Here is a 26,026-nt window from a genome sequence, read left to right as displayed (position 1 = left end):
TTTTTGAATTGAATGAAAGAAAAATAAAATATACAATAAAAGGATGAAGAGAAAGGGGAGAAAGACATGTTACGATTTGATCATCTCGTTCATGCAGTTCATGGTACACCGGAGGAAGCGGCAAAACAAATGCAGGAACTTGGATTTCATACTGTATTAGGCGGAGAGCATACGAATTGGGGTACTTGGAATAGTTTAAGTTATTTTGATTTATCATATATAGAATTTTTAGCAGTTCAACATGAAGAAAAAGCGAAAGAAGCAGAAAATCCATTAGTACAAGAAACAGTGGTGAAACTACAAAATGGAGAAGGAATGCTACAAATCGCAATCCGAACAGATGCAATTGAGGAGCTAGTAGTTAACTTTAAGAAGCACGGCTTACATACGATAGGGCCATTTGAAGGGAAACGCATGAGAAAAGATGGCCGGCTTTTAGAATGGAAAATGTTATTTGTTAAGCAAGAAGAGAACGGACTGAAATTACCTTTCTTTATACAGTGGAATGAAACGGACGAAGAAAGAAGAAATGATTTACGTAACATTGGAACGATTACGGAACATAAAAACAAAGTACAACAAATTGAAACGATCCATTATGCAGTGAAAAACGTTCGAGAAACGGTGCGGAAATGGAAAGAAGTAATGGGACTATCTACAAGCTCAGTTGTGAAAAATGAAAAATGGAATGCTGAGTGTCAAAGTGTAGTGTTTGGAGATATTCATGTACAGTTTTGTGAACCGATTGAAGAAGGGCTAGTGCTAGAACATTTGAATAAGAATGGCGAAAATCCATTTGCAGTAGAGTTTACAGGTGGAAATAAACGAGAGCATGAAGTGCTAGGTAGTTTGTACATATATTAATAGAGGTGAATGTTGTGGAAGAAATCCTCAGAGAGATAGAGAGAATACTAGAATGGCCTCGTATTGCAAAGTGTACAGCTATTTCAAAAGGTTTTTCACATGAAGAGAAGTATAAAATTGAATTAAAGAATCAAGAAACTTATTTTGTAAAAATATGTGATGCTGTTCATTTTGAACGTAAACAAGAAGAATATACGTATATGCAACAATTCGAGTCATTACATATTCCAACACCCAAGTTAATTCATTTCATAATACTTGAGAAATTAAATAAATGTGTTCAGGTATTTGAATGGACCCGAGGTATAAATGGTGAAGAAGGTTTAACGAAGCTAACGGTGGAAGAACAGTATAATGCAGGAAGAAAAGCAGGGGAAGTATTAAAGAGAATTCACTCAATTGAAAGAGAAAGTAATAAATGGGAAACATCTAGATGGAATAAATACGAAAGATACATAGAGGCACTAGCAGATTACGAGGTGAATTTTCTGGATTTGAAGCCAGTATTAACCTTTGTAGAAAATCATAAAGATTTATTGAAAAATCGTCCAATAAGATTTTTACATGATGACTTCCATCCAGCAAATAGTATGATTCATAATAAGGAGTTTATCGTTATTGATTTTGGTGGATATGATTTTGGCGATCCAATACACGATTTTTATAACGTAGCGATTTTTACTACAAGAATAAGTAAATCATTTGCGGTTGGACAATTTCACGGTTATTGCGGAGGCGAACCATCGCTTCATTTCTGGAAACTGTATACATTGTACGCCGCGATGACATTCCCAGCGGATATAGTTTGGACGAATCGAAGTACGCCGCATTTAGTAGATGAGATGAAGGAAAGATTAAATGGAATTTTAGAAGATCATAATCATTTTTCATCTTATATTCCAAAATGGTATCAATCAAGTGAATTTAATAAATAAAGGAGTAATTTATATGGATAAAATAGCAGTAATTTCAGATATTCACGGTAATATTCAAGCATTAGAATCCGTGTTAAATGATATTAAATTAAGAGGAATCGAGCGCATTATTTGTCTTGGAGATTTAGTAGGAAAAGGACCTCATTCCAGTGAAGCAATTGAAATCATTCGTAAAGAATGTGAAGTAGTCGTAATGGGAAACTGGGATGATTTTATTACAAAACCGACTGAATTTGAAGCATTAAAATGGCATCAAAAACAATTATCAGAAGAACAAAACGACTATTTAAGAAGTTTACCATTTTCAATCGAATTTTTTATGAGCGGCAAACTCATTCGTATGTTCCACGCCTCACCGAGAAGTTTATATGAAAGAATTCAACCACACGCTTCAAGAGAAGAACGTATTAGTATGTTCGAAAATAGTGATCTGACGGAAAATATAGAAGGGGAAAGAAAACCAGATGTCGTTTGTTACGGTGACGTTCACCAAGCGTTCGTTCAAAATTTCAGAGGGAAAACGTTATGTAACGCCGGTAGCGTAGGAAACCCACTTGAAATAACACAAGCTTCCTATTTAATATTTGAAGGAACTTACAATGAAAAAGAAGCAGCGAGCTTTTCTATTCAACTTGTACGAGTACCGTATGATATTGAATTAGCTATCAGACTAGCAGAAGAACTCGAAATGCCAGAGATTGCAGAATACAAACAAGAGTTACGGACTGCACTGTATCGAGGATTTAAGGGGAAGTAAGCTAATAATATATCAACGATTTTTCAAATATATCTATCATAACTTAAAATATATCAACGATTCGACAAAGGATATCGATTTACCGACAAATAGTGATATGAAATGTTACCTGTAATTATGTTATGTAAACTGATTGTAGGAGGAAATATCATGAACCGAATACAACGCATGAAAGAAATTGTAGATCATATTTTAAAATTAAACTTAACTCATCCAACAAGAGTTGGAGTAAGTGGTATTACAGCATCAGGAAAAACAACATTTACAAACGAACTAGCGGAAGAAATAAAAAAACGAGGGTTACCAGTAACACGCGCTAGCATCGACGATTTTCATAATTCAAGAGTGATTCGCTATGCACAAGGTAAAGAATCTGCAAGAGGGTATTATGAAGATGCACACGATTATACAGCTTTCAAAGAAAGATTATTAATGCCTTTAGGACCTAACGGGAATTTACAGTATGAAACGATTTCTCATAACTTAATAACGGATATGCCTGTACATAATGAGCCGCTATTGGCCACACAAAATATGATATTAATAGTAGATGGAACGTTTCTATTGAAAAAAGACGTTGCACATTTATTTGATTACAAAATCTTTGTAGATACAGATTTTGAGATTGCGATAAAACGTGGTGCTAAGCGGGAAACTGAAGCTTTTGGAAGTTATGAAGAAGCAGAGAAGATGTTTTTAAACAGATATCATGCGGCCTGTAAGATGTATATAGATGAGCATAATCCGATAGAGTGTGCGGATGTTGTATTTCAGAATAGTGATTTAGAAAATCCAGAAGTTATATTTCATGAAAGAGCGTAATACATAATCAGAAATATATGTATAGCCTTTTATTTATTGTTATAATTAAATTAATTTTATGAAGCAAATAAAAGGGGATAAGACAATAAAAAACGCAAAAAGGGGACAGGAAATTTAATGAATGAAGTACTAGAATTAAAAGAAGAACTACTACAAATTAAAAATAATAATTATGCTGTACCAGAAGATGTGGATGCATATCCATATGCGCAGTGGATGTTAGATTATATCGGATCACCTGATGCTGAATTACGTGATGATTTAATTTATAGTACGCTTCACACATGGATTACAAATGATGTATTTAGACAAAAAGAGTTACGAGGATTAATGTTACAAGCGATTAGTCCTGATTATTTATTTTATAAAATTAGTGAAAAGGGAACAGACTCTGTATTTAAACGTGCGTTCTCCGTATTAATTCCGCCACTTATTTTATCTGTTCATGAAAGAGAACCGTTGTTATCGGAAGAACAATTGTACAGTGTAGCAGAACAAGTGCTGGAATATGTATATTTAGAAGAAGATGTAAGGGGTTACGTAGAAGGGAAAGGATGGGCACATTCTACAGCACACGCAGCGGATGCGCTCGATGCGTTAGCACGTACAATACAAAATCGTGAGTTTTCATATGCAATATTAGCTGCTGTTCGTCAGAAGGTTCGTTTAAATGACTACGTGTACATACACTTTGAGGATGAGAGATTAGTAAAGCCAATTATGTCATTACGCGATCAAAATCTATTAACTGGAGAAGAGTGGAGCAATTGGCTACATAGTATAGCAACTGTTGAAGATATCCGACATCCGCAGCATGCTATTTTAGTACAAAATATTAGAACTTTCCTAAGAAGTTTTTATTTCAGAGTTTTAGAGACAGAAGGAAGTACAGCCTTTACAGATGATATATTGGAGACTTTGAAGGGGTTGCGTAGGTATTAAAAATAAGTTTTTCTAAGAGAAAAGTACATAAAACCACTACATCCCAACCATACTAATAAAATGTGTTGGAGGTGAGTTTAATGGACAAAAAAGACTTTGAAAAAGTGTATAATGATTATTTACATCAAGGAGAAGAGCAAGCTCAATTTGAAATAGCTCAGGAAGTTACTTCAGGAGCAGAACAAATTGTTGCCGTTCGTAAAAATGATGATGGAGATTTAATAGCGTTTAAAACAAGTAGCGGGAGAGAGTTAGATTATATGACTGCTCTTAATGAAGCAAAATCAGGGAAGTTAGCTCATGTGGACGTATTTCATAAGTATGGCAGAGATATTATACGTAGTGAACCGGATGGAATAAAAGAAAATAACTTAGATAATTTACCTTCATTTTAAACGGGTAAACCTCAAGAAGAGAATGTTCATTACGATATTCTCTTCTTTGTTTTGCGAAGTTTTCCTAGCAAATAGACGATTCATTTTTAAAGTGAGATCATACTTTTAAAGAGTGCTCTAAATTTCTCTTTATCTTCTGCTGTAAATGGTTTCGGTCCCTTTGTACGTTTACCACTTTTTCGAACCATTGCACTTAAATATCGTGTTTGTAACAATTGTTCAATGTTATCATTCGTATACTTGTACCCTTTATGATGAAGAACGATACAGCCTTTTGCTAAAGCGAGCGAAGCAAGACCGTAATCTTGTGTTACGATTAAATCTTCTTTTTTTGCTAACTGCATAATTCGGTAATCTGCAGCATCTGCTCCAGAATCAACATAAATTGTTTCGACACCTTTTGGCTGCTCTGCATTAGAATAATGTGAAAAACTAGTAACGAGGGTAACAGGAATTTCCACATTCGTAGCCTCAAAAATAATCACATCTTTTACAGGACAAGCATCTGCATCAACGTAAATCTTCATTTTATCACTCCTATAAATAGGTTCGAGTTGATAATAATGGTAGATTTAGGTTTTGTCAAACGAGAAAGCTTTATTTAAAGTTATTTTCACATACCAAAATAGCCTCGCGTAAACGAGAAATACCTTCCGCAATTTGATTAATATCCACTTTTCCATAAGATAAACGTATATAACCATCTTTCGCACCGAAAATACTACCTGGCATAAAAGCAATTTCTTGTTTTAAACTTTGCATAATGAGTTGTTTTTCGTTTATAGGTTCTTTTAATTTCCCCCAAATGTATATACCGCCGGTCGGGTTTGAAAAAGAGATTTTATCGTGAAGTTGCTCGTTTAGGGCACGGACGATAACGTCTCTTTTTTCTGCTAATTGTTTTCGTAACGGAACGATATGAGACTGAAATGGTACAGTTTCGAAAAATTGTTGTATAAGCCACTGCGGGAAAATGCTCATTCCTAATTCCATTTGGTGCCGGGCATCGGACAATCGCTCTACGACAGACTGCGGGGCGACAAGCCAGCCGACTCGTAAACCTGGTGCGATCATTTTTGATAAGGAATGTACATAAATGACTGTTCCGTTTTCATCAATCGATTTTAAAGTAGGGCAAGGTTGTTTCTTTTCTAGCGTAAGTAGACTAGACGGATCATCTTCAACAATCGCAATGCGTAAGTCTGCGCAAAGTGATAATAGTTTTTTTCGGCGATTTGGATGAAGCATCGTTCCCGTAGGGTTTTGGAAATTTGGATTTAAAAAAATCATTTTAATGCGGTGCTTTCTGTATAGCTCTTGTACATCGTCTGGATTAATGCCGTGTTCATCGACAGGTAACGGGAAAATACGAATACCTGCTGATTGGAATAGCGGCAGGGAATAACAGTGCGATGGACTTTCAAAAGCGACGGCGTCACCGGGATTTAATAAACATTGCACGATAAGGTGCAGTGCTTGTTGAGCGCCGGATGTAATCATAATGGATTGTTCGGTCGCCTCAACTTTTAAATATTCTTTCATATATTTTACGACCGCTTGTCTTAGCGGGAGATAGCCTTGCGGATGATCGTAACTTAATGAATGTGTTAACGGTTGTTCACGTAAAATCGTTTGTAGTTGATCGTGAGGATAAAGATTACAACCGAGTTCTCCATTAGCGAAATCTATAATATTTTCATTTTGTTGTACTTCTGCCCGAATATGACGAAGTAACGGTAAGTTTGGTAAAAAAGTACCACCTTCTACGAAATTTCTCCAGTTCGGCGTTAATGTTGGAGAAACACCCCACATATGTGTACTTACACGTGTACCTTTACCAGTCGTACTTTCTACAATTCCCATAGCACGAAGTTCATTATAAGCAGTCGTTACTGTACTTCTGTTTACATTTAACTGCGTAGCTAATTTCCGTTCTGAAGGGAGGAAGCTTCCTGGAGGAAGTTCTCCATATGTAATACGTTTTTCAATAAAGTCAACCACTTGCTGATAAATAGGGATTTTACTGTCACTATCTAGCTTCCATTCCATAAAAAAACGCCTCCGTATCTTTTTACTACATCAAGTATAGCAAATTGGCTGGGTAAAAAAACAGCCAATTGGACGGTGTTTTATCCAGCCAATTTTACTATGCTAAATAGGGAAGGGGAGATTCGGATGAAACGATGGCAAATGGAATGGCTCCTAGTATCAGTTGCATTAGTATGGGGAGCAAATTATACAATAGGAAAGTATGGCGTGGCATATATGTCATCCATTCAATTTAATAGTTTACGATTTTTAGTAGCATCACCGGTATTATTACTTATTACATTTATGATGGAACGCTCATTACGTATTGAAAGAAAAGATTGGTTACGATTAGTAGCAGTCGGTATCGTTGGTACGGCGATGTATCAAACGATGTTTATGCTATCTGTGAAATATACTTCAGCAACGAACGCCTCATTATTAATTGCGATGTCACCTATATTTACAGGGATATTAGCAGTATTACACAAACAAGAACGTTTTTCGATGAAAGTACAAATTGGTTCAATAGTAGCATTTATTGGTGCAGCATTCGTTTTATTAACAGGACATACAGGAGGAGCTACTTACGAATATGCGTGGCTCGGAAACATAATTGGATTAGTCGCAGCGATTGCGTGGGGATGGTATCCAATATTAGCGCAACCTCTTATAACAAAATATTCCGCAATGAGAGTCACATCTTGGTCAACTTTAATTGGAATTGTACCTCTCGTTGTATATTGTTTATTCAACGTAAATACATTAACGTGGCCAGTAGACATGCCAAGCTGGGGGTCTCTAGCATATTCAATCGTCTTCGCGACAATCTTCGGACTTGCAATGTGGTATGTCGGTATTAGTAAAATAGGCTCAACGAAAGTAATGGTTTATATGTATCTTGTACCATTGTTCGCAGTTATCTTCGCGGCAGTAACTATCGGAGAGCAAATCAACATGATGCAACTCGTTGGCGGACTTATAATCTTTATCGGCTTATATGTTGTAAAAAAGGGTGGAATTCAAAAGCCAGCTCTCAATTTGAAAAAAGTAAGTTAACAATAAAAAGGATCTCTTTCATATAGAAGGAGATCCTTTTGGTTTTTGTAATAAAAGCGCTTGTTCAACAGCCCATTTTTGATGATCATGAATGAGAAGCTCTACAGCAAGTAAAGGAGACATCCACCGCAAAACATGATCTTCCTCACAGTTTTCAGTTTGTGTCTGCACCATGTTCGCAATATAAAAGAACCCATCGTTAAATAATAAGTATCTTCTTTTTCCGCATAAAAATATCGCATTGCATTACCGATATATTGATTAATTTCAATTACCCATCCTAATTCCTCTAGTAGTTCACGATGTAAGCATTCATCTTTTGTTTCGGTACCTTCCATACCGCCACCAGGTAAAAAATAACGGTCTCCTTTTTGGATAATAGCAATGTTTGAAGAAGTTGAGTTAAAAATAATTGCATAACAACTAGGCCGTAATACATATTGCTCAGTAGGCTTTTTATAACCAAAAATAAGTTTAGATATCATAAAACACGTCACCTCTCTATAAAATACACAAAAGGAATAATAAGGTAAAAATAGAATTGTATAAGTATAATCTTACGAGATTGGAGTGATAACAAAATGATAAATCGAAAGTGTTCGCGCTGTAAAGAAATTACAGGTACATTGCACGGGGGTAAAAAAATTAAGGAAGAATTTCTATGTGAGGACTGTTTGCAAAAAGGAATTGCGAGTGGAGAAATCGAATTATCACAAGTGGAAGAAAAACAAACTTCGTATCTTTCTATAAAAATATTAAAAATAATGAGTGTGATTTATTTAATAGGATCTATTTTAATGGCTTTTTCAACTGGTCCATTTATACATAACCTGGGGTTTGATGAAATGTCCATTTCAGGATCAGAATTAGGTTTAATAAGTATTGTTATGCTAGGTTCTATATTTCAGTCAGTTCTCGTATTTTGCGGGATATGGGTATTCATCCTATTAGTAGAAACAGTCATTAAAATTTATGAAAAAATGAAGTGAGTGAGAGGGAGAAACATATGCGAGTAAGAAACATCCAAGGGGAAGATTATGTAAAGATTCATTCTGTTTTAAATGATTGGTGGGGCGGGAGAGACATGGCTGCCATGTTGCCAAAATTGTTCTTCATTCACTTTCAAGAAACGAGTTTTATTATTGAAGAAGAGGGAGAAACGTTAGGTTTCTTATGCGGATTCTTCTCACAAACGCATAAAGAGGAAGCGTACGTTCATTTTATCGGTGTCAATCCGAAGTATAGAAGAAGAGGAATTGCATCGACATTGTATTCGTATTTCTTTGATGTCGCACGTGCAAATAACCGTAAAGTTGTAAAAGCAATCACGTCACCAGTTAATAAAAAATCGATACAGTTTCATAGGGAGATTGGCTTTCAAATTGAGGCTGGGGATGATGAGATAGAAGGTGTATCGGTACATACAAATTATGATGGGAATGGCGGTAGTAGAGTTTTATTTTTGAAACATGTGTAAAAGTAGGCTAGCGTGAAGTTAGCCTTTTTGTTGTGAGGAGGTATTAGTATGGAAAATAAACAAAGCAGAAATGAGTATGTAAGACGCATACATACAGTTCAAGATTATATAGAATCAAACATAGACAGTTTACTATCCATTGAAGAGCTAGCGGATATAGCAGGATTTTCAAAGTTTCATTTTCATCGAATTTTTAAAGGAATAGTAGACGAGCCGTTATCACGATATGTAAATCGATTGAAGTTAGAAAGGGCAACAAACCTTCTTACATATCGATTGGATATGACGATTACGGATATCGCTTACCATTTTGGTTTCACAGATTCAGCAGTTTTCTCCCGTACATTTAAAAATTATTACGGAGTAAGTCCGTCTCAATATCGAAATCACAATAGCAAGAATTGCAAAGTCGTAAGAGGAATTTCTCAATACAATGAATGTAAGAAGGTTCGAGGGAATGTTGAAATTGTAACAGCGGATGATATAAACGTTGCATACACAAGACATATCGGTACATATGGAGAGTTAACTATAGCTTTTCCAAAAATGATAGAGAAATTATTTTATTACGCAGCTAAACAAAACTATCATGTATTTGATGATACGAAAGTATTAACCATTTACCACGATCATCATGAATTTACTGAGGACTATCATTTAAGAACAAGTTTATGTATAACAATTCCGGATGCGTCCGCAGTAGAAACGAACGACATAGGAATAATGGTAATACCTTCTGGAAAGTATGCAGTAGGACATTTTGAAATATTCCAAGATGAATATAAAGGGGCATGGGACTTTATATACGGTAAGTGGCTTCCAAATAGCGGATATAAACCGAGAGATTCGTATCCTTTTGAAATGTATAAAAATGACCCAAGACGGCACCCGGAAAAGAAACATATAGTTGATATATATGTACCTATCGAACCTTTTTAATTATAGGTTAAAGGGGAATGAATGATGAAAAATGCTGAAAAGTTAAATCTGATTATAAAAGAAGAATATGAAAATATGAATGGGATGTTAGTAGTGCAGAAAGGTAATGTTATTTTTGAAAAACATTATAACGGTTACGGTCCAGATGATGCATTTCACATAGCGTCAGTCACAAAAACGGTAATCTCTACCCTAATTGGGATATGTATAGATAAGGGCTATATAAAAAGCGTTGATCAAAAAGTAATAGAATTTTTCTCGGAATATAACGTTAATTCATCTGAAATAACAGTACGACATCTGTTGACAATGACAGCTCCACATCCTTTCGTAGACTGGCAGGAGCCGTTAGAAGAACTATGTATGCAACGAGATTGGGTACAGTATACGTTAAATAGGATAGGACAAGGCGGAGAAATTGGATCTTTTAAATATTCATCTGCAGGAGCACATGTACTATCAGCGATTATTACGAGTGTAACAGGAAAAAGTGCCCGTGAGTTTGCGAATGAATACTTATTTCAACCACTCGGCATGAGCGAAATCTCAAACTACAATATGAAAGCATTTGGATTTGATGACTTATTCGGAAAAGCTGTAAAGGGATGGGTTCACGATCCAAACGGTATTTCGACGGGCGGCTGGGGACTAACGTTAACGGTTAGGGATATGGCTAAGTTTGGACAGATGTATTTGAATGAAGGTATTCATAATGGAAAACAAATACTATCAAAATCATGGATAAAAGAATCAATAGCGATGAATTCAAATCAATATGGTTACTTATGGTGGTTACGAGAAGAAGAGGGTGTCTATTCGTATTGTGCAATGGGTGATGGTGGGAATATGATTTGTTGTATTCCAGAGAAGGAATTGGTGGTGGTGATGGCTTCTGAAGTTGTGCCAGAAACAAAGGATAGATGGAGATTAATCAAAGAGTATATACTTTTAAAAGAGTAATGGTGAACTTGTAGAAAAATTTAAACGCTCCCCGTAACTTTCCTCAATAAAAAATCGTTAAACATTAGGAAGGGTTATTAATCACGAATGGGGGAGAACCATGAAAATTCTAATTCTAGGCGGTACACGATTTTTAGGAAGAGCATTTGTAGATGAGGCTTTACAGAGAGGGCATGAAATTACGTTATTTAACCGAGGAACAAACAAAGAAATTTTTTCTAATGTGGAGCAGTTAACCGGTGACAGAAATAACGATGTATCAAGTTTAAAAAATCGAACGTGGGATGTTGTCATAGACACATGTGGATTTTCTCCACATCATATTAGGAATGTTGGAGAAGTGCTTAAAGATAATATTGAACACTATATATTCATCTCAAGCCTTTCCGTATATAAAGATTGGATTCCGCATGACATAAAAGAAGACTATATATTACAACCTGAACCGACGGAAGGGCAAATAAAGGCTGTAGAGAATGGTGAAATATCTCCTTATGAGCATTATGGTGCGCTGAAAGTATTATGCGAAAAAGAAGCAGAGAAGTATTGGCCGGGGCGTGTTTTACACGTAAGAGCAGGACTTCTTTCAGGAATGTTCGATTATACAGATCGACTTCCATACTGGATTGGGCGTGTAGCAAAGGGAGGAAAAGTATTAGTGCCAGGAAGAAAAACCCGTCCAGTGCAGATAGTTGATATAAAAGACGTCGCAAACTTTGGACTCAACATGGTAGAAAACAATAAAGCAGGTATATTCAATGTAACAGGTCCGAATGATGAATTGACGATGGAAGAGCTATTAAATACGTGTAAAAAGGTTACGAATAGCGATGCTGAATTTGTTTGGGTAGACGAATCGTTTATGAGTGAACACAATGTGCAGCCTTGGACAGAAATGCCTTTGTGGATTCCAGAAACTTTCCCATTAGATGGTGAGACGAAGCCGTGGAGAGGCGGGTTTTCTATTAGTATTGCAAGTGCTGTTAAAGAAGGACTTACTTTTAGAAGTTTAGAACATACAGTTACAGATATGTATAAGTGGATGAAGAGTATGGAGAATTGGGAATTAAAAGCAGGGATTTCAAGGGAAAGAGAAAAGATGTTATTGGATAAGTGGTATGGAATAAGGAGGGTTTAAATAAGAATCTTGTGAAAAAAGGACTCTGTTTATTGGTTAAACAGAGTCCTAATATGAATCTACCACTCAATTGGTTCTTCCCCATACATCTCCCATAGCTTAGGAAACATCTTCTTCAAATCTTCTTCGTCATCTTCATTCCAATCTAACTCGATATCAACTTCCTCAAACTCTTCATTTGTTAAGACATGGTATAGTGTAAAGTATGTATCATCTTCATCCCCAGTCTTCTCCATGTAAACTTCTTGCCCGAAATATAGAGTAAGTTCTTCAATCTCTGGGACGTCATATTCACTCAAATTTTCTAATACAGGAATTAATCGTTCTGGATCTTCAATACAAGCTTCGTATGTCTCTTTTCCTTGATATAATAACCATCCACGGAAGTAATCGAAAGTATCATCTGAACAGCCACCCATAATAATATAGGCTGCTGCCCATAAACGGGAGGTATAGGAGTCTTTCAAAAGACGATGCATATGCGTATCAAAAGCTACAATTTCATGTACTGTACGTTTAGCAAGGTGAGAAGTAAGCCATTCTATTTGTTCTTCTTGGTCCTCACCTTTCGTTTTTGCACGATGAAGTAGTTCCCAAAATTCTTCTTCGGTTATCGTTTTTTCTTTTATGTAATCTTCCCCAGACAACGGGTCTGTATATCCTTTTTTACGTTTGGAAGCAACTAGTTTATTAGTTTCTTTCATACATTCTTCTTCTGTTTCAAACTCTTTCGCTTTCACACTGCCAGCTGTGCCAACTTTTCCGTAAAACACAACATAGTTCTTTTCTTTCACAACGATTTTCCAAAACTTATTTGATTTCTCAGTTTGCTGGATTAATAACGTTTCCATCCGTACCCCCATAATGTTTTCTAGTGTGCAATGTGATTGTAACATATGTATATACACTTGTAATGATGAAAAATAAGAGTTTAGAAAATTCGAAAATTATTGAATGGAGTGAATAAATTTAGTAACCTTATTTGTACAGTAATTACATAATTGTTTTGTAATAATTCGATATTTATATGAGGGGGCATTACGGATGGATCTTACGTTTAAAGTTGAGGAAACATGTTTTAATTACCGCGTTGGAGCAATTTGTAAACAGAATAATAAAATACTTATTCTTCAAAACAAAGGGGAAGATTATTGGTATGTACCAGGCGGAAGAGTGAAAATGCTAGAAAATAGTGAAGCTGCGTTAAAACGAGAACTTGCAGAAGAACTAGCTGTTCCTATGAAAGAGAAGAGATTAATATGGACAGTAGAAAATTTCTTTACACTTTCTGAGCGAAAGTTTCATGAGATTAGTTTTTATTATGAAGTAGAGCTACATGAATTACCTGCGAATGGAGCGGATCAATATATTTTGGAAGAAGAGGGTAGAACGTATTTGTTTAAGTGGGTGCCGGTAGAAGAGTTAGATGCATATAGCTTACAGCCTGCATTTATAAAAGAGAAAGTAAAGGATATAGCAGTTCATACAGAACATATCGTTTTACAAAATTAAATGTATTCGGAGGGGAAAAGGGTGAAGGGGACTAAAAAAGAAATACATATAGATGATAAAGTAATTCGTTACACACATATCGAAAAAGGTTCTAGTAGGATTTGCTTTATGTTCTCAGGTTCAGGATACAATTACGATAAACCGTTATTTTATTATGCAACGATGTTAATGCTTGAACATAAAATAGATGTTATACATATTCATTATTCCTTTGATGGACAATTAATGAATAAACCGATGGAAGAAGTAACGAAAGTAATGATGGATGATATTCATCCTATAATGAAAGAAGTATTAAAAGATGAGCAATACAACGAGACTTTGTTTTTAGGGAAATCACTCGGAACAATTCCGATTGCAAATGATTTAATGAAGAGAGAAGAATTCGCGCAGTCAAAAATGATGCTACTTACACCTTTACTGACGTTTGATACAATTTTTGATTCTATCTTACATAGTCGACACGAAGGGCTTTTAGTTATTGGGGATAAAGATCACCAATACAATGCAGATCAAATTGATCAGTTATATAAAACAACTTTAACGATTGATGTTGTTAAAAACGCAAATCATTCTGTAAATGTTGGGGAATATGAAACAAAGAATTCAATTGAAGCGATAGCAAATATAATAGAAAAGCTTAAAGAAGTTGTTAGGAAAAAATAACTTATCAATACATGCAAAAAGAGGTGCGAATTGCACCTCTTTTACTTTTAATAAGCCTTCAACACATGAAGCAAATAATCTTTCCGGTTCAGCGGATTATAATCAACACGTTTTCGAGTAGGGAAGGGAGCCATAAGCTTTGTGAAACCAGCTGGCTTCGTTGTAAATATGCCTTCTCCTTCTGTAAATGAATGTAGTATTCGTTTGAAACTCTCTGTTTTCGCAACAGGTAATGATCCTGTTAACTGATAAGAATTGTAATTGAATATAGGCTCTGCAAAAGTTGCTGGAACGGCAGCGAGTTTATACATTGCAGTACTAATTGCGTGCTCCGGTACAGTTAATTCAAACTCATTTACTGGTTCATATACATATGTTTCAGCTTGCTTTAAAGCATCCATTAATACGATCGGTGTCAAATTTCTAAAGTCACTTGCTGTTGTAACAGGACTAGCATAACCAGTATGTGTTAACGTGACGATAATATCTGTAACTTCCCATCCATATAATCCTTGTTTTAACGTTTGAAATACCGTATCTTCAATCGCTTTATGGAATGCTAAAGGTAGTGATCCGAGTTCAACACCTAAGTGATATGTTACGCCAGAGTTAAGTTCACCACGTTCAACTTTGAATCCGACTGTTGCGTAAAATGGATTCTCTTTTTCACCCATTACTTCAACAGAATTGCCTAAGCCAATTGGTTTCTCGATACATACAACTCGCGTATTTGAAAAAGTAACTTGCAAATTATATTTCTCATAAAGTGTTGTTTCAATTACTTCTTTTTGTACCTCACCGAAAAGGCGAATGTATAGTTCATTATGAACATCATCTTTCCACACTTTAATAAGTGGATCTTCTTCACATAGCTCCATAAGTGCAGCGTATAAATCATGAATTCTTTCTTTTGATACTGCATCAATGGAAGCTTCCATTTGTGGTTCGGCAAAGTGAATATCTTTTATATAATCCGTACGTTCACCAATAATATCACCAATTTTTATATCATTCAGTCCCCACACTTTGCAAAATTCTCCGCTAGGAACGATAGTAGATTGAACAGCATTTCCGCTATGAAACATACACATTTTTTTAATCTTTTCTTTATGTGGTAGAGACTCATCGCGCTGTATATCAACATATTTTCTAACATGTAAGCTACCTGAAAAAACTCTTATATAAGCAACCTTTTCTCCAGAAGGTTCACGTTCAATTTTAAAAACAACACCGGATAATGGTTCCTCTTGTGCCGATGTAAGAGCTGGCATTAGGGCCGGAAGTTTTTCAAGTAGTTCTGTTACTCCTATACCTGTCATTGCTGAACCGAAAAAGATTGAATACACACTTGCTTGCTGTATTTGCTGTTCTAGTTTTTCTCTTAATAGTGCGTCCGGTATTATTTCGTTATTTACATATGACTCAAGTAATGATTCATTAAATGGTGCTAACAGTTCCATACAATCGTCATATGATTTATATTCAATGATCCGGGCTTCTTTCGTTCCTTCGTTTAGAACAGAGTAGAAGGGGAATGCTTCATTTGAAAGAACCTCTTTTATTTGTTTCATAACTTTTTCAGTGTTTGCTCCACTACGATCAATTTTATTAACGAATAAAATTGTCGGTATGTTTAGTTTCTGTAATGTTCGCATTAAAATTTTTGTTTGTGCTTGCACACCTTCAACGGCAGAGATAACTAAAATCGCACCGTCTAGAACGCGGAATGATCGCTCCACTTCAGCGATAAAATCAGCGTGTCCAGGTGTATCAATGACATTTACTTTTACATCATCAATAAAGAAAGAAACGACAGATGCTTTAATGGTAATTCCGCGTTGTCTTTCTAATTCCATTGAGTCAGTTTGTGTATTACCACTATCTACTCGGCCAATTTCTTTAATCACATTCGTTTCATAAAGAATACGCTCAGTCAAACTCGTCTTGCCAGCGTCTACGTGCGCGACAATCCCTATATTTATTGTTGTCATATGTGAATATCCTCATTTCATTTTCCATTTTTAATTCCTCATTTCTATTTGTGTATTGCCGCATTACAATCACTCTCCAGTCATTTAAATTAGTACTATTATAGTGCAATTAACATTATTTGTAACGCGACAAAGCGCCTTAATTTGGAAAAATATAAATGAAAACAAAATGCTTGCATTCTAAATAGATATAGATTATATTAATTGACATATCAAATATTGATACATCAAATGTTTTTATTTTGTGTATAAAGGAGGGATAGTTTGACAAGTTCATGCTCAAAAGAAGCGATTATTTTATATAAATTACACTTTCTAAATAAAGAAGTAAGTTCGAAGTTTGAAGGTTGTACGGGTATGAGCCAGTCCCGATTAGAGCTTATACTTCAGTTATATGAAGTAGGTGAAATTAGTCAAAAAGCACTTCAACAAGAAGTGAATATTGATAATGCTGCGATAACGAGGCATTTAAAGCAGCTTGAGGCAAATGAAATGATTACAAGACGTAAAAATCCAGATGATAATAGAATTACGTTAGTTTCTCTTACTGAAGAGGGACGAAATAAAATTCAGGCGTTTCAAGAGGAAAAAGAACGTTTTGCAGCTTCAGCATTTAAAGGGTTAAGTGAAGAACAGCGCGATAATCTTTTAACTATGTTAAATCACATTCAAGAAAATATAAAAGAACTATAAAAAGGGAGAATTCAACTATGACTAACTCAGTAAAAACAAATAATTTTAACGAAATTTTAACAGGACGCCGTTCAATTCGTAAATACGATCCTTCAGTGAAAATTAGTAAAGAAGAAATGACAGAAATTCTTACAGAAGCAACACTTGCACCATCTTCTGTAAACATGCAACCATGGAGATTTTTAGTGATTGAAAGTGACGAAGCGAAAGCGACACTTGCACCACTTGCGAAATTCAATCAATCTCAAGTAGAAACATCTTCAGCAATGATTGCTGTATTTGGTGATTTAAACAACTTTGATAACGCGGAAGAAATTTACGGTACAGCTGTAGAGCGCGGTTTAATGCCAGCAGAAGTAAAAGAAGATCAAATGAAAAAACTTTCAGCTTACTTCTCAATGGTTACACCAGAAGTTATGAAAGATACAGTACTAATTGACGGTGGTCTTGTAGCAATGCAATTTATGTTAGCGGCTCGTGCTCACGGTTATGATACTTGTCCAATTGGTGGATTTGAAAAAGACCAAATCGCAGAAGCATTCGGATTAGATAAAGAACGTCACGTACCAGTTATGTTAATTTCAATCGGAAAAGCTGCTGACAGTGGTTACCAATCAGTACGCCTTCCAGTTGAAAAAGTTGCTGAATGGAAGTAATTTTATAAATACAGAAATAAGTGAGATATGAGAGGGGAAACATCATGATTATAATTCACGCAATATTTCAAGTAGATCCAGCAAAACAACAATCATTTTTAGAAGAAATTCGTCCGCTAATTCATAGTTCAAGAGAAGAAAGTGGAAATGTATCTTATGATCTTTATAAAGATACGGAAAAAGAAAATGTGTATACGATGGTAGAAGTATGGAAAGATGAAGCAGCAGTTGCAAGTCATAATAAGAGTGAACACTTCACATCTTTCGTTAGCAAAGTAAAATCGTTTTTAACTGCTCCTCTTGATATAAAAGCTTATAATGGAGCGTTAGTAAAATAATATGGTGAAAAGGATATCCTTAGCGTTTGCTATGGGTATCTTTTTTTATTTTGATAGGAATATATTTACTTCTACTGTGATGTGTTATAATTTGGAAATGAATAATTCTTAATTTTCAGAATAAATAAAGTTAGGAGATATATACATGAGTACATTAAAGAAAATTACGGACAATATTTCGAAGGTTATTATAGGAAAAGATGAAGCGATTGAACTTGCAGCTATAGCACTTATAGCAAGAGGGCATATTTTATTGGAGGATGTACCTGGGACGGGGAAAACAACATTAGCGAAAAGTTTGGCTAAAAGTATAGATGCTAAATTTCAAAGAATTCAATTCACAGCGGATACTTTGCCTGGAGATGTTATTGGTCTCGAATATTTTGATGTGAAGGAATCGGAATTTAAAACGAGGTTAGGTCCTATTTTTGCAAATATAGTAGTAGTGGATGAAATTAATCGAGCTGTACCAAGAACGCAATCTTCGTTATTGGAAGTGATGGAAGAACGTACTGTTACGATTGCGAAACAGACACATTCATTACCAGAACCTTTTTTAGTTATTGCAACGCAAAATCCTCTTGAATCGGCCGGTACATTTCCTTTACCTGATGCACAACTAGACCGTTTTTTACTAACTATACGTCAAGGCTATCCTACGAGAGAAGCAGAAAAGGAGATGATGAATCGTTTTCAAATGAATGATCCGTTAGAAACGTTACATTCAATTATTTCAACTGAAGAAATTATTACAGTGCAAAAACGAGCAAGAGAAGTGTTAGTAGGGAATGATGTGCAAGATTATCTACTTGAGATTATTGAGGCAACGCGTAAACATGAGTTAATTGAAATTGGAGTAAGCCCGCGGGGGACGTTGGCATTTATGAGAGCGATTCAAGCAAGGGCAATATTAAATGAAAGAGATTATTGTACGCCAGATGATATTAAGACGCTCGCAGCATCTGTTTGCGCTCATCGTTTAACGTTAACGATTGAGGGGGAGATGAAAACAACGAGAGAACAAATCATGAAAGAAATTCTTCATACGATTAATGTGCCAGTGGAGAATGTACAATGAATCAACAACTTGTGTATACACCTTTAGCGGAGCCTTTAGTAATGGGAGTTATGTCAGGTGTAGCCGTTATTTTATGTGTATTTTCAAGTAATCTATTGTTTTTATCTCTCGTATTTTTGTATGTAATTTTAATAGGTGCGATGCATGTATACATACGTAAAGTATCTCGTGTTGAATGGGAATACAGTCAAGGGAATTCAAACGTTTTTATAGGTGAAGCGAATGTGTGCAAAATGAAAATTTCAAACAAGTCGTTATTCCCTATTTTCAATATCGTATTTCGATTTAAATGTGAAAATAAGTTAACTTGGAATCATGATGAAATAAACAAAAATCATAGTACAGGTTCAAATTATTATATAAATTTTAATATAAAAGGAAGAGAATCAGTTTCATTTGATTTGCAAGCTGTAGCTGTAAAAAGAGGAATTGCGAAATGGGAAGAAGTTGAAATTGTCATTACGGATCCCTTTGGATTCATAACGAACCATATAACGTATAAACAAGTTGAAACGCCGTCTTATTTAGTTTTACCAGCTGTTCCGAAAATCCAAGTTCCTGAATTGCAAGAATGGTCACGAGGGTTTCGAAAAGCGATGTCATCCCCCTTATATGATGAAACGAAAGTAATGGGAGTGAAGTCGTATGAAAATGAAGATTTTCGTTCTATCCACTGGAGTGCAACAGCGAAAACAGGGACGATAACCGCGAAAAAGTACGAGCGAACAAAATCAGATAAATATGCGATATATCTCAACTTGCAAAATAAAAGCGGTATTTCTTTGCGAAATGATACAGAGGAACTCATTGAATTAACGGCAGGCATATGTAAACAACTGCTTATGCAAAACTGTTCATTTGAAGTATGGATCAATAGCGTAAAAGATAACGGTTTGCTACATATAAAGAACGGTCATAACCGAAAACATTTGCAAAATGTATTAAAAGTACTTGCCTCAATATCGGACCAAGATACTCCTGTATCGTCTACTTATTTTTACACAGCAGGCTTTCGGCGAAAAGAATTGGATGCAGTTCCTTTAATTCTTGGTACTTCCCCAAAGAAATACAGTAGAACGAATAAATGGGTCGTAATTAAAGAATAAGAAGGGGTTTATGTTATGGCTAATAAAGAGCGACATATGAAGGTGAAGATTTGGAGTATTAGAGTTTTCATGATACTTTTCTTTACGGTTAGTGCGATAACGTTATCACAAGGTGTTGTGCATGTACAAGACATAGTAAAAGGGCTTTTTTCTAGTAAGACGGAGACAATATCGGAAAGAAATTATGATTTTACTAGTTTAGACGAACAGTTTGATGAACCTGAAAGAATTATAGATGAAGAAACAGGAGTTGTAGATACAAGAACAAAAATAGATAGGAAAATTCCACTTTTTGTACGAAAAAATTCATGGACTGATGTGTTTTCTGTTCTTTCAAATTCATGGATTAGTGTCGTTTTTTATGTAATTATTGCAGTGGTCATTCTATATGCTTTTTATAAATTAATGAGGAAAAAGGTAATGAATTCAGAAATAGAACAGGATAAACAATCGATAACAAAAGAAAATACGGATAGAACCGAAAAGAACAAGAAAGTGAAGCATCAGTTTGAACAGCCGTTACCTAAAGATAAGATAAGGCAAACGTTAGTGGAATGGGAAAGAACTTTACCATTTCACGAACAGAGAAGGTCATATGAAACGATGCAACAATGGTTAAGTAGAATTTGTAGAACGCGAGATATTATTCCGATATATGAGTCTGTCCGTTATGGAGAAAAGACGTATACGGAGTTAGATGTAGAGAAGACTGTACGATGGATAGAGCGAGACGGGAAAGCGTGACATTAATATAAGTAAATGAAATTAACTGTAAATTAATTTCATTTACTTATATTTAATTACATGGTAATGTATACTTACTTTTTTATATCTCTACCAATGGAAAAAAGTTGCCTTAGTAGAGTATTGCTCGTTACATTTTTTATGAGTTTATCTTCGCTTCATCAGTATAGAATGAAAAAGAGATGAATTGATTACGGGTAGCATGTAAATAAAAAATTATAATTTATTTTTAAATTTTTATAAGGGTGTGAAAATAGAATGAAACCTGTATTGAAAAACATACTCCTTTCCTTTATTTTTTCTGCAGCAGGGATGTGTTGGTTTCTGTTTATGTTAGTTAGAGGAGGCGGAGACTGGTTATTGTCTTGGGTAGGTGTATTCATGGCCTTTTTATCTTTATACACGTTAATAGATTTATATTGTAAGTATACATACGATAAAAAATGGAGTAAATTGTTTATCAAAGCAACAGTTACTACCTTTAGTTTTGCAGTATTGGGAATCACCTTTGGTATTGTACACGAGCTATTACAGCCATGGAGTCTCAGTTTAATGGTTTGGTATTGGTTGTTAGTGTTACTTTTATTTGTAACGACCATAATATTATTAGTTTTTGTATTATTTGTTAATCGTAAAAATTATAATATTCCTGGGAGATATAGAATACTTATACTGCTTAATCTATTTCTTACGTTAGCACCAGTGCTGTGGCCATTAATACTTACTATTATCGGGAATGGCATGAACGCTAGTGCAGGATGGTAAAAGTAAATGAACTAAAAAGTTGATATAGGGTTTTAAATATGTAAAAGAACGAGTTTTCAAAAATTGAAAACACGTTCTTTTTTTATTTTCATACATTACTTTTTCTCATCTGGGCGTCTAATTTTGAAAGTAAGTATTTCGTAAGGAATGGATAAGAAAAAAGAGAGTTTTATCATTTAGGATGAAAGTATAGCTTGAATCAATACGATATGAATAGAGGAGAGAAAGCCTTATGAAAAAATGTTATTCCATTAAGTTAGCGAGTTTGGCAGTTTTATTAGCGGGTACTACTTTATTCACACCCGGTTTTACTGTGAAAGCAGAGTCTATTCAAAATATTTCTAATTCATCAGAAGCACATGACCAAAAGAATCGGAATGGTTGGAAACAAGTCATGCAGGAAACAATCCAAATTGGAGCGCCAGGGGTATTAGCTAAGACGTATAATAACGGTAAAATTAGTAGTTATAATGCTGGTTTGGCGGATTTAAATAGTAAGAAACCAATGAAATCGGATTATCGTTTTCGGATTGGAAGTGTGACGAAGACTTTTACTGCTACGACTGTTCTTCAATTAGTAGGAGAAAATCGTGTGCAGCTTGACGATTCGATTGAAAAGTGGCTGCCCGGCCTCATTCAAGGAAATGGTTATGATGGCAATCAAATTACGATACGTCAACTTTTGAATCATACGAGTGGTATAGCTAATTATTTAAAGTCAAAAGACGCTGATATTATGAATTCGAAAAAAACGTATACAGCAGAAGAAATAGTAAAGATAGGACTTGCTCTACCCCCAGATTTTTCGCCAGGTAAAGGTTGGTCGTATTCAAACACAGGATACGTAATACTAGGAATGCTTATTGAAAAAATAACGGGTAATAGTTACGCAGAAGAAATCGAAAAGCGCATTATTGAACCTTTGGATCTATCAAATACGTTTTTACCAGGGAATTCACCCGTTATTCCAGGTAAGAATCATGCTCGAGGGTATATGAAAATTGACGAAACAAGTGAATTGAAAGACATGACGTATTATAATCCGAGTTTAGCTAATTCAGCGGGAGATATGATTTCAGATGCAGACGATTTAAATAAGTTCTTTTCATCTTTACTCGGTGGTAAGTTATTGAAGGAACGCGAGCTAAAAGAAATGCTTACTACAGTTCCTGTAGAAGGAAAAGGGGTTGGTGATGGATATGGTCTTGGAATCTATGAGACTAAACTTCCAAATGGTGTCTCAGTATGGGGTCACGGAGGATCAATTCCTGGGTTTATGACTTTTGCAGGCGGAGTAATGGGAGGCAAGCATACATTTGCTGTCAATGTTAATTCTTTAGGTCCGGTTGATATTCTTACACAGTTTGATAAAATGATGCAAGTTGAATTTCAGAAATAGATGGAAAGAATGTGAATGGAATCCTGCTTTAAAGGACAGTATTAACATTCATAGTAGAACATCAAGAGTAATTCAACAATAAAAAAGGATGTCAGTTACACGACATCCTTTTTTATTGAGAATCAAAGAAGTATGTTTTGAATTTTGAAAATTGTTATTTTTGCAATTGTTCCATATAATGAAGGGTAGAGGGGTTATACAGGGGAGTTATGAATGGAGAATACTTTAGTTAGTTAATTGTTTTTATTTTAATAAATAAAAGTAAATTGATGTGGAGTGAAATTCATTGGGAGAAAATCAGTTTAGATGGAGTAACAAGCAATTAAGAGAACATGTTGAAGTAATAGATGGTAAAAGAAGTCCGCACATTTTATTGAAGAATGCAACATATTTAAATTCCTATATGCGCGAGTGGGTACAAGCAAATATTTGGATCTATGATGATCGCATTATTTATGTAGGAGAAAAACTACCAGCGCAACTACAAGAATGCGAAGTCATTGATTGTGATGAAAAGTATGTAGTTCCTGGCTACATAGAACCACATGCACATCCATATCAATTATATAATCCTGAAACGTTAGCAAATTATGCGATGCAGTTTGGGACGGCGACTTTTATTAATGATAATTTAACTTTATTTTTCACATTACAACGTGAAGAAGCATTTCGTTTATTAGATGAATTTGAAAAGATTTCAGCAAGTATGTATTGGTGGTGTCGTTTTGATGGACAGACTGAATTGCAAAACGGGGAATCTTTATTTAATCGTGAAGAAATAATAGAGTGGCTAAAGCATAAAGCAGTTCTTCAAGGCGGTGAGCTAACAGCGTGGCCAAAGTTATTACATGGCGATGATGAAATGTTACATTGGGTGCAGGAAACGAAACGATTACATAAAAAAGTAGAAGGACATTTTCCAGGTGCATCTGAAACGACTTTAGCAAAGTTAAAACTGTTAGGTACAGATTGTGATCATGAGGCGATGACAGGGCAGGAAGCTTTCGCTCGTCTTATGCAAGGTTACACGGTTTCCTTAAGAAATTCTTCAATCCGCCCAGATTTAGAAGTGTTATTGAAAGAATTGTTGGAACTAGGAGTAAAACAGTTTGATAGATTCATTCTTACTACAGACGGCTCACATCCTTCATTTTATGAAAATGGAATGACAAACGTAATGATATCTACCGCGATAAAACAAGGAGTGCCAGTTATAGATGCTTATCATATGGCAAGCTATAATATCGCCCGTTATTATAATATGGAGCATCTACATGGTTCAATTGCGACAGGTAGAATTGCTAATATAAATATTTTAGAAAGTAAAGAAAACCCGGTTCCAATAAGTGTAATTGCAAAGGGGAAATGGGTGAAGCGCGACGGAGTAAATAAAAATGAATCAGTACAAATAGACTGGAGTAAATTCAAAGTAACTCCATTATTATTAGACTGGTCCATAGAAAAAGAAGATATGATTTTCCCGCATAAAATGGGTATACAATTATTGAATAATGTTATAACAAAAACATACACGACTGAAATTGATTTAAACCGTGATGAACTTTCACTAGATCATGATGAGTGTTTTCTAATGATGATTGCTCGTGACGGTGCGTGGCGAGTGAATACAGTTGTGAAAGGTTTTGCAAAAGAACTTGGTGGGCTTGCTAGCTCTTATTCTGGTACCGGCGACATCATTCTTATTGGGAAGAATAAAGAAGAGATGCTTACAGCTTTTCATAGAGTAAAAGAGCTTGGCGGGGGAATGGTAATAGCTGAAAAGAATGAAGTATTACACGAAATCGCATTACCATTGCTTGGGATTATGTCTAATTTGAAAATGAATGAATTAATACAGGAAGAGAAACAGATGGTGAAATTACTACAAGAGCGTGGTTACGCGTATGACGATCCGGCATTTACCATTTTGTTCTTTTCTGCGACGCACTTGCCTTTTATACGGATAACACCTATAGGACTATATGATGTGAAAAATAGTAAGGTACTGGACTCACCGGTAAATTTAATAAAGCAATATTAAAAGGAAAGGCCCTATAATAGTCTAAATTATAGGGCCTTTTACATTATTAGTATAAGAATATTGTAAGCCTCAAATGATATAGTATCTAAATCATTTGAGGTGATATGTAAATATGAAAAAAATATTTTACATTTTAAGCATATTTATTCTGTGTGTATCGATACAACACGTTGTACATTCCCAATCAGATGCACCAAGGTTATCTTCGGATTGTCTCGAAGAAAGAAAAGTTCGAGATGAAAAGTATGTGAAGAATATAATACAGGACATTAAATCCACATTTAATTTAAATATTGATGAACATAGTTTTTGGGAAGTAAGTAAAAGAGATCTGGAGGCTGCCCATTTGATGTATGGTGGAAAGGAAAATGATTCTTATTATAATTCGCTAACTAAAATTTATGATAGTGGTGGATTTAGCGAACAGCCCAGCTTATTTGTGAGGGCGCAAGAAGCATTTTTACTTTATAAAGAAAAAGATAATATCAATGTAATGAAACGCCTAAAACTAGACGTTGAAAAAGGGGAATGGCTCGTTATAAAAACGAAAAAGAAGAAAGGGAAAAAAGTGAAATTCAAGCCTTTGCAATGTGAAAAAGATTATATGAAAAAGAGAAATGAATAACAAAATACGTATTCATGCTGTTTTTATTCAATGATATTTTGCTGTTGATTTGAAATAGAAAAAGGTAAACGAACATATTAGCTTTATGGAATATGT

General features: G+C 35.1%; 28 protein-coding genes and 1 pseudogene. 24 read left to right on the top strand and 5 right to left on the bottom strand.

The window, feature by feature from the left end; all coding sequences use genetic code 11:
* Positions 1–66 precede the first annotated feature (66 nt).
* The 6 genes from AC1Q8M_RS11425 (at position 67) to AC1Q8M_RS11400 (ending at position 4,715) form a co-directional block, all read left to right on the top strand.
* Positions 67–864 carry a VOC family protein gene (locus AC1Q8M_RS11425; protein WP_061660000.1) on the top strand — a complete coding sequence of 266 codons (798 nt, stop codon included), beginning with the start codon at positions 67–69 and terminating at the stop codon, positions 862–864.
* 14 nt (positions 865–878) lie between these two features.
* Complete coding sequence (locus tag AC1Q8M_RS11420) at positions 879–1,799, top strand: aminoglycoside phosphotransferase family protein (RefSeq protein ID WP_098855665.1); 921 nt, start codon at positions 879–881, stop codon at positions 1,797–1,799.
* A 13-nt stretch (positions 1,800–1,812) separates the two neighbouring features.
* Positions 1,813–2,556 carry a metallophosphoesterase family protein gene (locus AC1Q8M_RS11415; protein WP_000357655.1) on the top strand — a complete coding sequence of 248 codons (744 nt, stop codon included), beginning with the start codon at positions 1,813–1,815 and terminating at the stop codon, positions 2,554–2,556.
* 150 nt (positions 2,557–2,706) lie between these two features.
* Positions 2,707–3,378 (top strand): nucleoside/nucleotide kinase family protein, encoded by a 672-nt coding sequence (locus AC1Q8M_RS11410; protein WP_001079968.1) that lies wholly within the window; start codon positions 2,707–2,709, stop codon positions 3,376–3,378.
* Positions 3,379–3,495: 117 nt separating this feature from the next.
* A complete protein-coding gene (locus tag AC1Q8M_RS11405; RefSeq protein WP_061660003.1) occupies positions 3,496–4,320 on the top strand; it encodes a DUF2785 domain-containing protein in 825 nt (274 codons plus the stop codon).
* An 80-nt stretch (positions 4,321–4,400) separates the two neighbouring features.
* Positions 4,401–4,715, top strand: coding sequence for a DUF3892 domain-containing protein (locus AC1Q8M_RS11400; RefSeq protein WP_000358159.1), 315 nt, complete (start codon positions 4,401–4,403; stop codon positions 4,713–4,715).
* An 86-nt stretch (positions 4,716–4,801) separates the two neighbouring features.
* On the opposite strand, the gene AC1Q8M_RS11395 is transcribed toward AC1Q8M_RS11400, so the two are convergent.
* Entirely contained in the window at positions 4,802–5,242 is a 441-nt protein-coding gene (locus AC1Q8M_RS11395) for a YaiI/YqxD family protein (RefSeq protein ID WP_000708772.1), read from the bottom strand.
* A gap of 70 nt (positions 5,243–5,312) precedes the next feature.
* Entirely contained in the window at positions 5,313–6,764 is a 1,452-nt protein-coding gene (pdxR, locus tag AC1Q8M_RS11390) for a MocR-like pyridoxine biosynthesis transcription factor PdxR (RefSeq protein ID WP_000454932.1), read from the bottom strand.
* 126 nt (positions 6,765–6,890) lie between these two features.
* On the opposite strand from pdxR, the gene AC1Q8M_RS11385 reads away from it, so the two are divergent.
* Positions 6,891–7,802: a DMT family transporter gene (locus AC1Q8M_RS11385; RefSeq protein ID WP_000832981.1), complete on the top strand. Its 912-nt coding sequence runs from the start codon at positions 6,891–6,893 to the stop codon at positions 7,800–7,802.
* 18 nt (positions 7,803–7,820) lie between these two features.
* Here AC1Q8M_RS11385 and AC1Q8M_RS11380 read toward each other — a convergent pair.
* A pseudogene (locus AC1Q8M_RS11380) lies at positions 7,821–8,287 on the bottom strand (NUDIX hydrolase).
* Between the two features lie 96 nt (positions 8,288–8,383).
* On the opposite strand from AC1Q8M_RS11380, the gene AC1Q8M_RS11375 reads away from it, so the two are divergent.
* The 5 genes from AC1Q8M_RS11375 (at position 8,384) to AC1Q8M_RS11355 (ending at position 12,316) form a co-directional block, all read left to right on the top strand.
* Entirely contained in the window at positions 8,384–8,791 is a 408-nt protein-coding gene (locus AC1Q8M_RS11375) for a DUF3980 domain-containing protein (protein WP_000610492.1), read from the top strand.
* Between the two features lie 17 nt (positions 8,792–8,808).
* Positions 8,809–9,279, top strand: a complete 471-nt coding sequence (locus tag AC1Q8M_RS11370; RefSeq protein ID WP_098855666.1) for a GNAT family N-acetyltransferase — start codon at positions 8,809–8,811, stop codon at positions 9,277–9,279.
* 48 nt (positions 9,280–9,327) lie between these two features.
* Complete coding sequence (locus AC1Q8M_RS11365) at positions 9,328–10,218, top strand: AraC family transcriptional regulator (protein WP_098855667.1); 891 nt, start codon at positions 9,328–9,330, stop codon at positions 10,216–10,218.
* A gap of 24 nt (positions 10,219–10,242) precedes the next feature.
* On the top strand, positions 10,243–11,178 hold the full coding sequence (locus tag AC1Q8M_RS11360; RefSeq protein WP_098360733.1) for a serine hydrolase domain-containing protein: 936 nt from the start codon (positions 10,243–10,245) through the stop codon (positions 11,176–11,178).
* Between the two features lie 100 nt (positions 11,179–11,278).
* Positions 11,279–12,316 (top strand): SDR family oxidoreductase, encoded by a 1,038-nt coding sequence (locus AC1Q8M_RS11355; RefSeq protein WP_098360734.1) that lies wholly within the window; start codon positions 11,279–11,281, stop codon positions 12,314–12,316.
* Positions 12,317–12,375: 59 nt separating this feature from the next.
* On the opposite strand, the gene AC1Q8M_RS11350 is transcribed toward AC1Q8M_RS11355, so the two are convergent.
* Positions 12,376–13,167: a DUF4240 domain-containing protein gene (locus AC1Q8M_RS11350; RefSeq protein WP_098855668.1), complete on the bottom strand. Its 792-nt coding sequence runs from the start codon at positions 13,165–13,167 to the stop codon at positions 12,376–12,378.
* A gap of 193 nt (positions 13,168–13,360) precedes the next feature.
* Between AC1Q8M_RS11350 and AC1Q8M_RS11345 the strand changes: the two genes are divergently transcribed.
* Positions 13,361–13,828 carry an NUDIX hydrolase gene (locus AC1Q8M_RS11345; protein WP_029442679.1) on the top strand — a complete coding sequence of 156 codons (468 nt, stop codon included), beginning with the start codon at positions 13,361–13,363 and terminating at the stop codon, positions 13,826–13,828.
* Entirely contained in the window at positions 13,829–14,494 is a 666-nt protein-coding gene (locus AC1Q8M_RS11340) for an alpha/beta hydrolase (RefSeq protein ID WP_141505655.1), read from the top strand.
* Between the two features lie 47 nt (positions 14,495–14,541).
* Here AC1Q8M_RS11340 and AC1Q8M_RS11335 read toward each other — a convergent pair whose 3' ends face one another.
* Positions 14,542–16,485 (bottom strand): elongation factor G, encoded by a 1,944-nt coding sequence (locus AC1Q8M_RS11335; RefSeq protein ID WP_097914093.1) that lies wholly within the window; start codon positions 16,483–16,485, stop codon positions 14,542–14,544.
* 264 nt (positions 16,486–16,749) lie between these two features.
* Here AC1Q8M_RS11335 and AC1Q8M_RS11330 point away from each other — a divergent pair, with 264 nt between their 5' ends.
* From AC1Q8M_RS11330 to AC1Q8M_RS11285, 10 genes are all read left to right on the top strand, one after another.
* Positions 16,750–17,178 (top strand): MarR family winged helix-turn-helix transcriptional regulator, encoded by a 429-nt coding sequence (locus AC1Q8M_RS11330; protein ID WP_000204169.1) that lies wholly within the window; start codon positions 16,750–16,752, stop codon positions 17,176–17,178.
* Between the two features lie 17 nt (positions 17,179–17,195).
* The gene (locus AC1Q8M_RS11325; protein WP_000185403.1) at positions 17,196–17,834 is read left to right on the top strand and encodes a nitroreductase family protein; all 639 of its coding nucleotides are present in this window, start codon (positions 17,196–17,198) and stop codon (positions 17,832–17,834) included.
* Positions 17,835–17,878: 44 nt separating this feature from the next.
* On the top strand, positions 17,879–18,172 hold the full coding sequence (locus tag AC1Q8M_RS11320) for a putative quinol monooxygenase (protein ID WP_000583827.1): 294 nt from the start codon (positions 17,879–17,881) through the stop codon (positions 18,170–18,172).
* Between the two features lie 145 nt (positions 18,173–18,317).
* Positions 18,318–19,250: an AAA family ATPase gene (locus AC1Q8M_RS11315; RefSeq protein ID WP_000105647.1), complete on the top strand. Its 933-nt coding sequence runs from the start codon at positions 18,318–18,320 to the stop codon at positions 19,248–19,250.
* Positions 19,247–20,356, top strand: a complete 1,110-nt coding sequence (locus AC1Q8M_RS11310; protein WP_098855669.1) for a DUF58 domain-containing protein — start codon at positions 19,247–19,249, stop codon at positions 20,354–20,356. Before AC1Q8M_RS11315 ends, AC1Q8M_RS11310 begins: the two co-directional genes overlap by 4 nt.
* Positions 20,357–20,371: 15 nt before the next feature.
* A complete protein-coding gene (locus AC1Q8M_RS11305; protein ID WP_001284442.1) occupies positions 20,372–21,100 on the top strand; it encodes a hypothetical protein in 729 nt (242 codons plus the stop codon).
* Positions 21,101–21,358: 258 nt separating this feature from the next.
* Entirely contained in the window at positions 21,359–21,865 is a 507-nt protein-coding gene (locus tag AC1Q8M_RS11300; RefSeq protein ID WP_000805743.1) for a DUF3902 family protein, read from the top strand.
* 232 nt (positions 21,866–22,097) lie between these two features.
* Complete coding sequence (locus AC1Q8M_RS11295) at positions 22,098–23,264, top strand: serine hydrolase domain-containing protein (protein WP_000710680.1); 1,167 nt, start codon at positions 22,098–22,100, stop codon at positions 23,262–23,264.
* Between the two features lie 286 nt (positions 23,265–23,550).
* Positions 23,551–25,305, top strand: coding sequence for an adenine deaminase C-terminal domain-containing protein (locus tag AC1Q8M_RS11290; protein ID WP_025117852.1), 1,755 nt, complete (start codon positions 23,551–23,553; stop codon positions 25,303–25,305).
* A gap of 112 nt (positions 25,306–25,417) precedes the next feature.
* A complete protein-coding gene (locus AC1Q8M_RS11285) occupies positions 25,418–25,930 on the top strand; it encodes a hypothetical protein (protein ID WP_000719367.1) in 513 nt (170 codons plus the stop codon).
* Positions 25,931–26,026: the final 96 nt, after the last annotated feature.

It is taken from the genome of Bacillus sp. GW823-FHT06A10 (assembly GCF_058795375.1).
Note: the sequence above shows the minus strand (reverse complement) of the source record. Positions and strands in the feature narration are given on the sequence as shown.

Coding starts and splice junctions, on each gene's coding strand:
- AC1Q8M_RS11425 (WP_061660000.1), top strand. CDS start 67: ATGTTACGATTTGATCATCTCGTTCATGCAGTTCATGGTACACCGGAG.
- AC1Q8M_RS11415 (WP_000357655.1), top strand. CDS start 1,813: ATGGATAAAATAGCAGTAATTTCAGATATTCACGGTAATATTCAAGCA.
- AC1Q8M_RS11410 (WP_001079968.1), top strand. CDS start 2,707: ATGAACCGAATACAACGCATGAAAGAAATTGTAGATCATATTTTAAAA.
- AC1Q8M_RS11405 (WP_061660003.1), top strand. CDS start 3,496: ATGAATGAAGTACTAGAATTAAAAGAAGAACTACTACAAATTAAAAAT.
- AC1Q8M_RS11400 (WP_000358159.1), top strand. CDS start 4,401: ATGGACAAAAAAGACTTTGAAAAAGTGTATAATGATTATTTACATCAA.
- AC1Q8M_RS11395 (WP_000708772.1), bottom strand. CDS start 5,242: ATGAAGATTTACGTTGATGCAGATGCTTGTCCTGTAAAAGATGTGATT.
- pdxR (WP_000454932.1), bottom strand. CDS start 6,764: ATGGAATGGAAGCTAGATAGTGACAGTAAAATCCCTATTTATCAGCAA.
- AC1Q8M_RS11385 (WP_000832981.1), top strand. CDS start 6,891: ATGAAACGATGGCAAATGGAATGGCTCCTAGTATCAGTTGCATTAGTA.
- AC1Q8M_RS11375 (WP_000610492.1), top strand. CDS start 8,384: ATGATAAATCGAAAGTGTTCGCGCTGTAAAGAAATTACAGGTACATTG.
- AC1Q8M_RS11370 (WP_098855666.1), top strand. CDS start 8,809: ATGCGAGTAAGAAACATCCAAGGGGAAGATTATGTAAAGATTCATTCT.
- AC1Q8M_RS11365 (WP_098855667.1), top strand. CDS start 9,328: ATGGAAAATAAACAAAGCAGAAATGAGTATGTAAGACGCATACATACA.
- AC1Q8M_RS11360 (WP_098360733.1), top strand. CDS start 10,243: ATGAAAAATGCTGAAAAGTTAAATCTGATTATAAAAGAAGAATATGAA.
- AC1Q8M_RS11355 (WP_098360734.1), top strand. CDS start 11,279: ATGAAAATTCTAATTCTAGGCGGTACACGATTTTTAGGAAGAGCATTT.
- AC1Q8M_RS11350 (WP_098855668.1), bottom strand. CDS start 13,167: ATGGAAACGTTATTAATCCAGCAAACTGAGAAATCAAATAAGTTTTGG.
- AC1Q8M_RS11345 (WP_029442679.1), top strand. CDS start 13,361: ATGGATCTTACGTTTAAAGTTGAGGAAACATGTTTTAATTACCGCGTT.
- AC1Q8M_RS11340 (WP_141505655.1), top strand. CDS start 13,829: ATGTATTCGGAGGGGAAAAGGGTGAAGGGGACTAAAAAAGAAATACAT.
- AC1Q8M_RS11335 (WP_097914093.1), bottom strand. CDS start 16,485: ATGACAACAATAAATATAGGGATTGTCGCGCACGTAGACGCTGGCAAG.
- AC1Q8M_RS11325 (WP_000185403.1), top strand. CDS start 17,196: ATGACTAACTCAGTAAAAACAAATAATTTTAACGAAATTTTAACAGGA.
- AC1Q8M_RS11320 (WP_000583827.1), top strand. CDS start 17,879: ATGATTATAATTCACGCAATATTTCAAGTAGATCCAGCAAAACAACAA.
- AC1Q8M_RS11315 (WP_000105647.1), top strand. CDS start 18,318: ATGAGTACATTAAAGAAAATTACGGACAATATTTCGAAGGTTATTATA.
- AC1Q8M_RS11310 (WP_098855669.1), top strand. CDS start 19,247: ATGAATCAACAACTTGTGTATACACCTTTAGCGGAGCCTTTAGTAATG.
- AC1Q8M_RS11305 (WP_001284442.1), top strand. CDS start 20,372: ATGGCTAATAAAGAGCGACATATGAAGGTGAAGATTTGGAGTATTAGA.
- AC1Q8M_RS11300 (WP_000805743.1), top strand. CDS start 21,359: ATGAAACCTGTATTGAAAAACATACTCCTTTCCTTTATTTTTTCTGCA.
- AC1Q8M_RS11295 (WP_000710680.1), top strand. CDS start 22,098: ATGAAAAAATGTTATTCCATTAAGTTAGCGAGTTTGGCAGTTTTATTA.
- AC1Q8M_RS11285 (WP_000719367.1), top strand. CDS start 25,418: ATGAAAAAAATATTTTACATTTTAAGCATATTTATTCTGTGTGTATCG.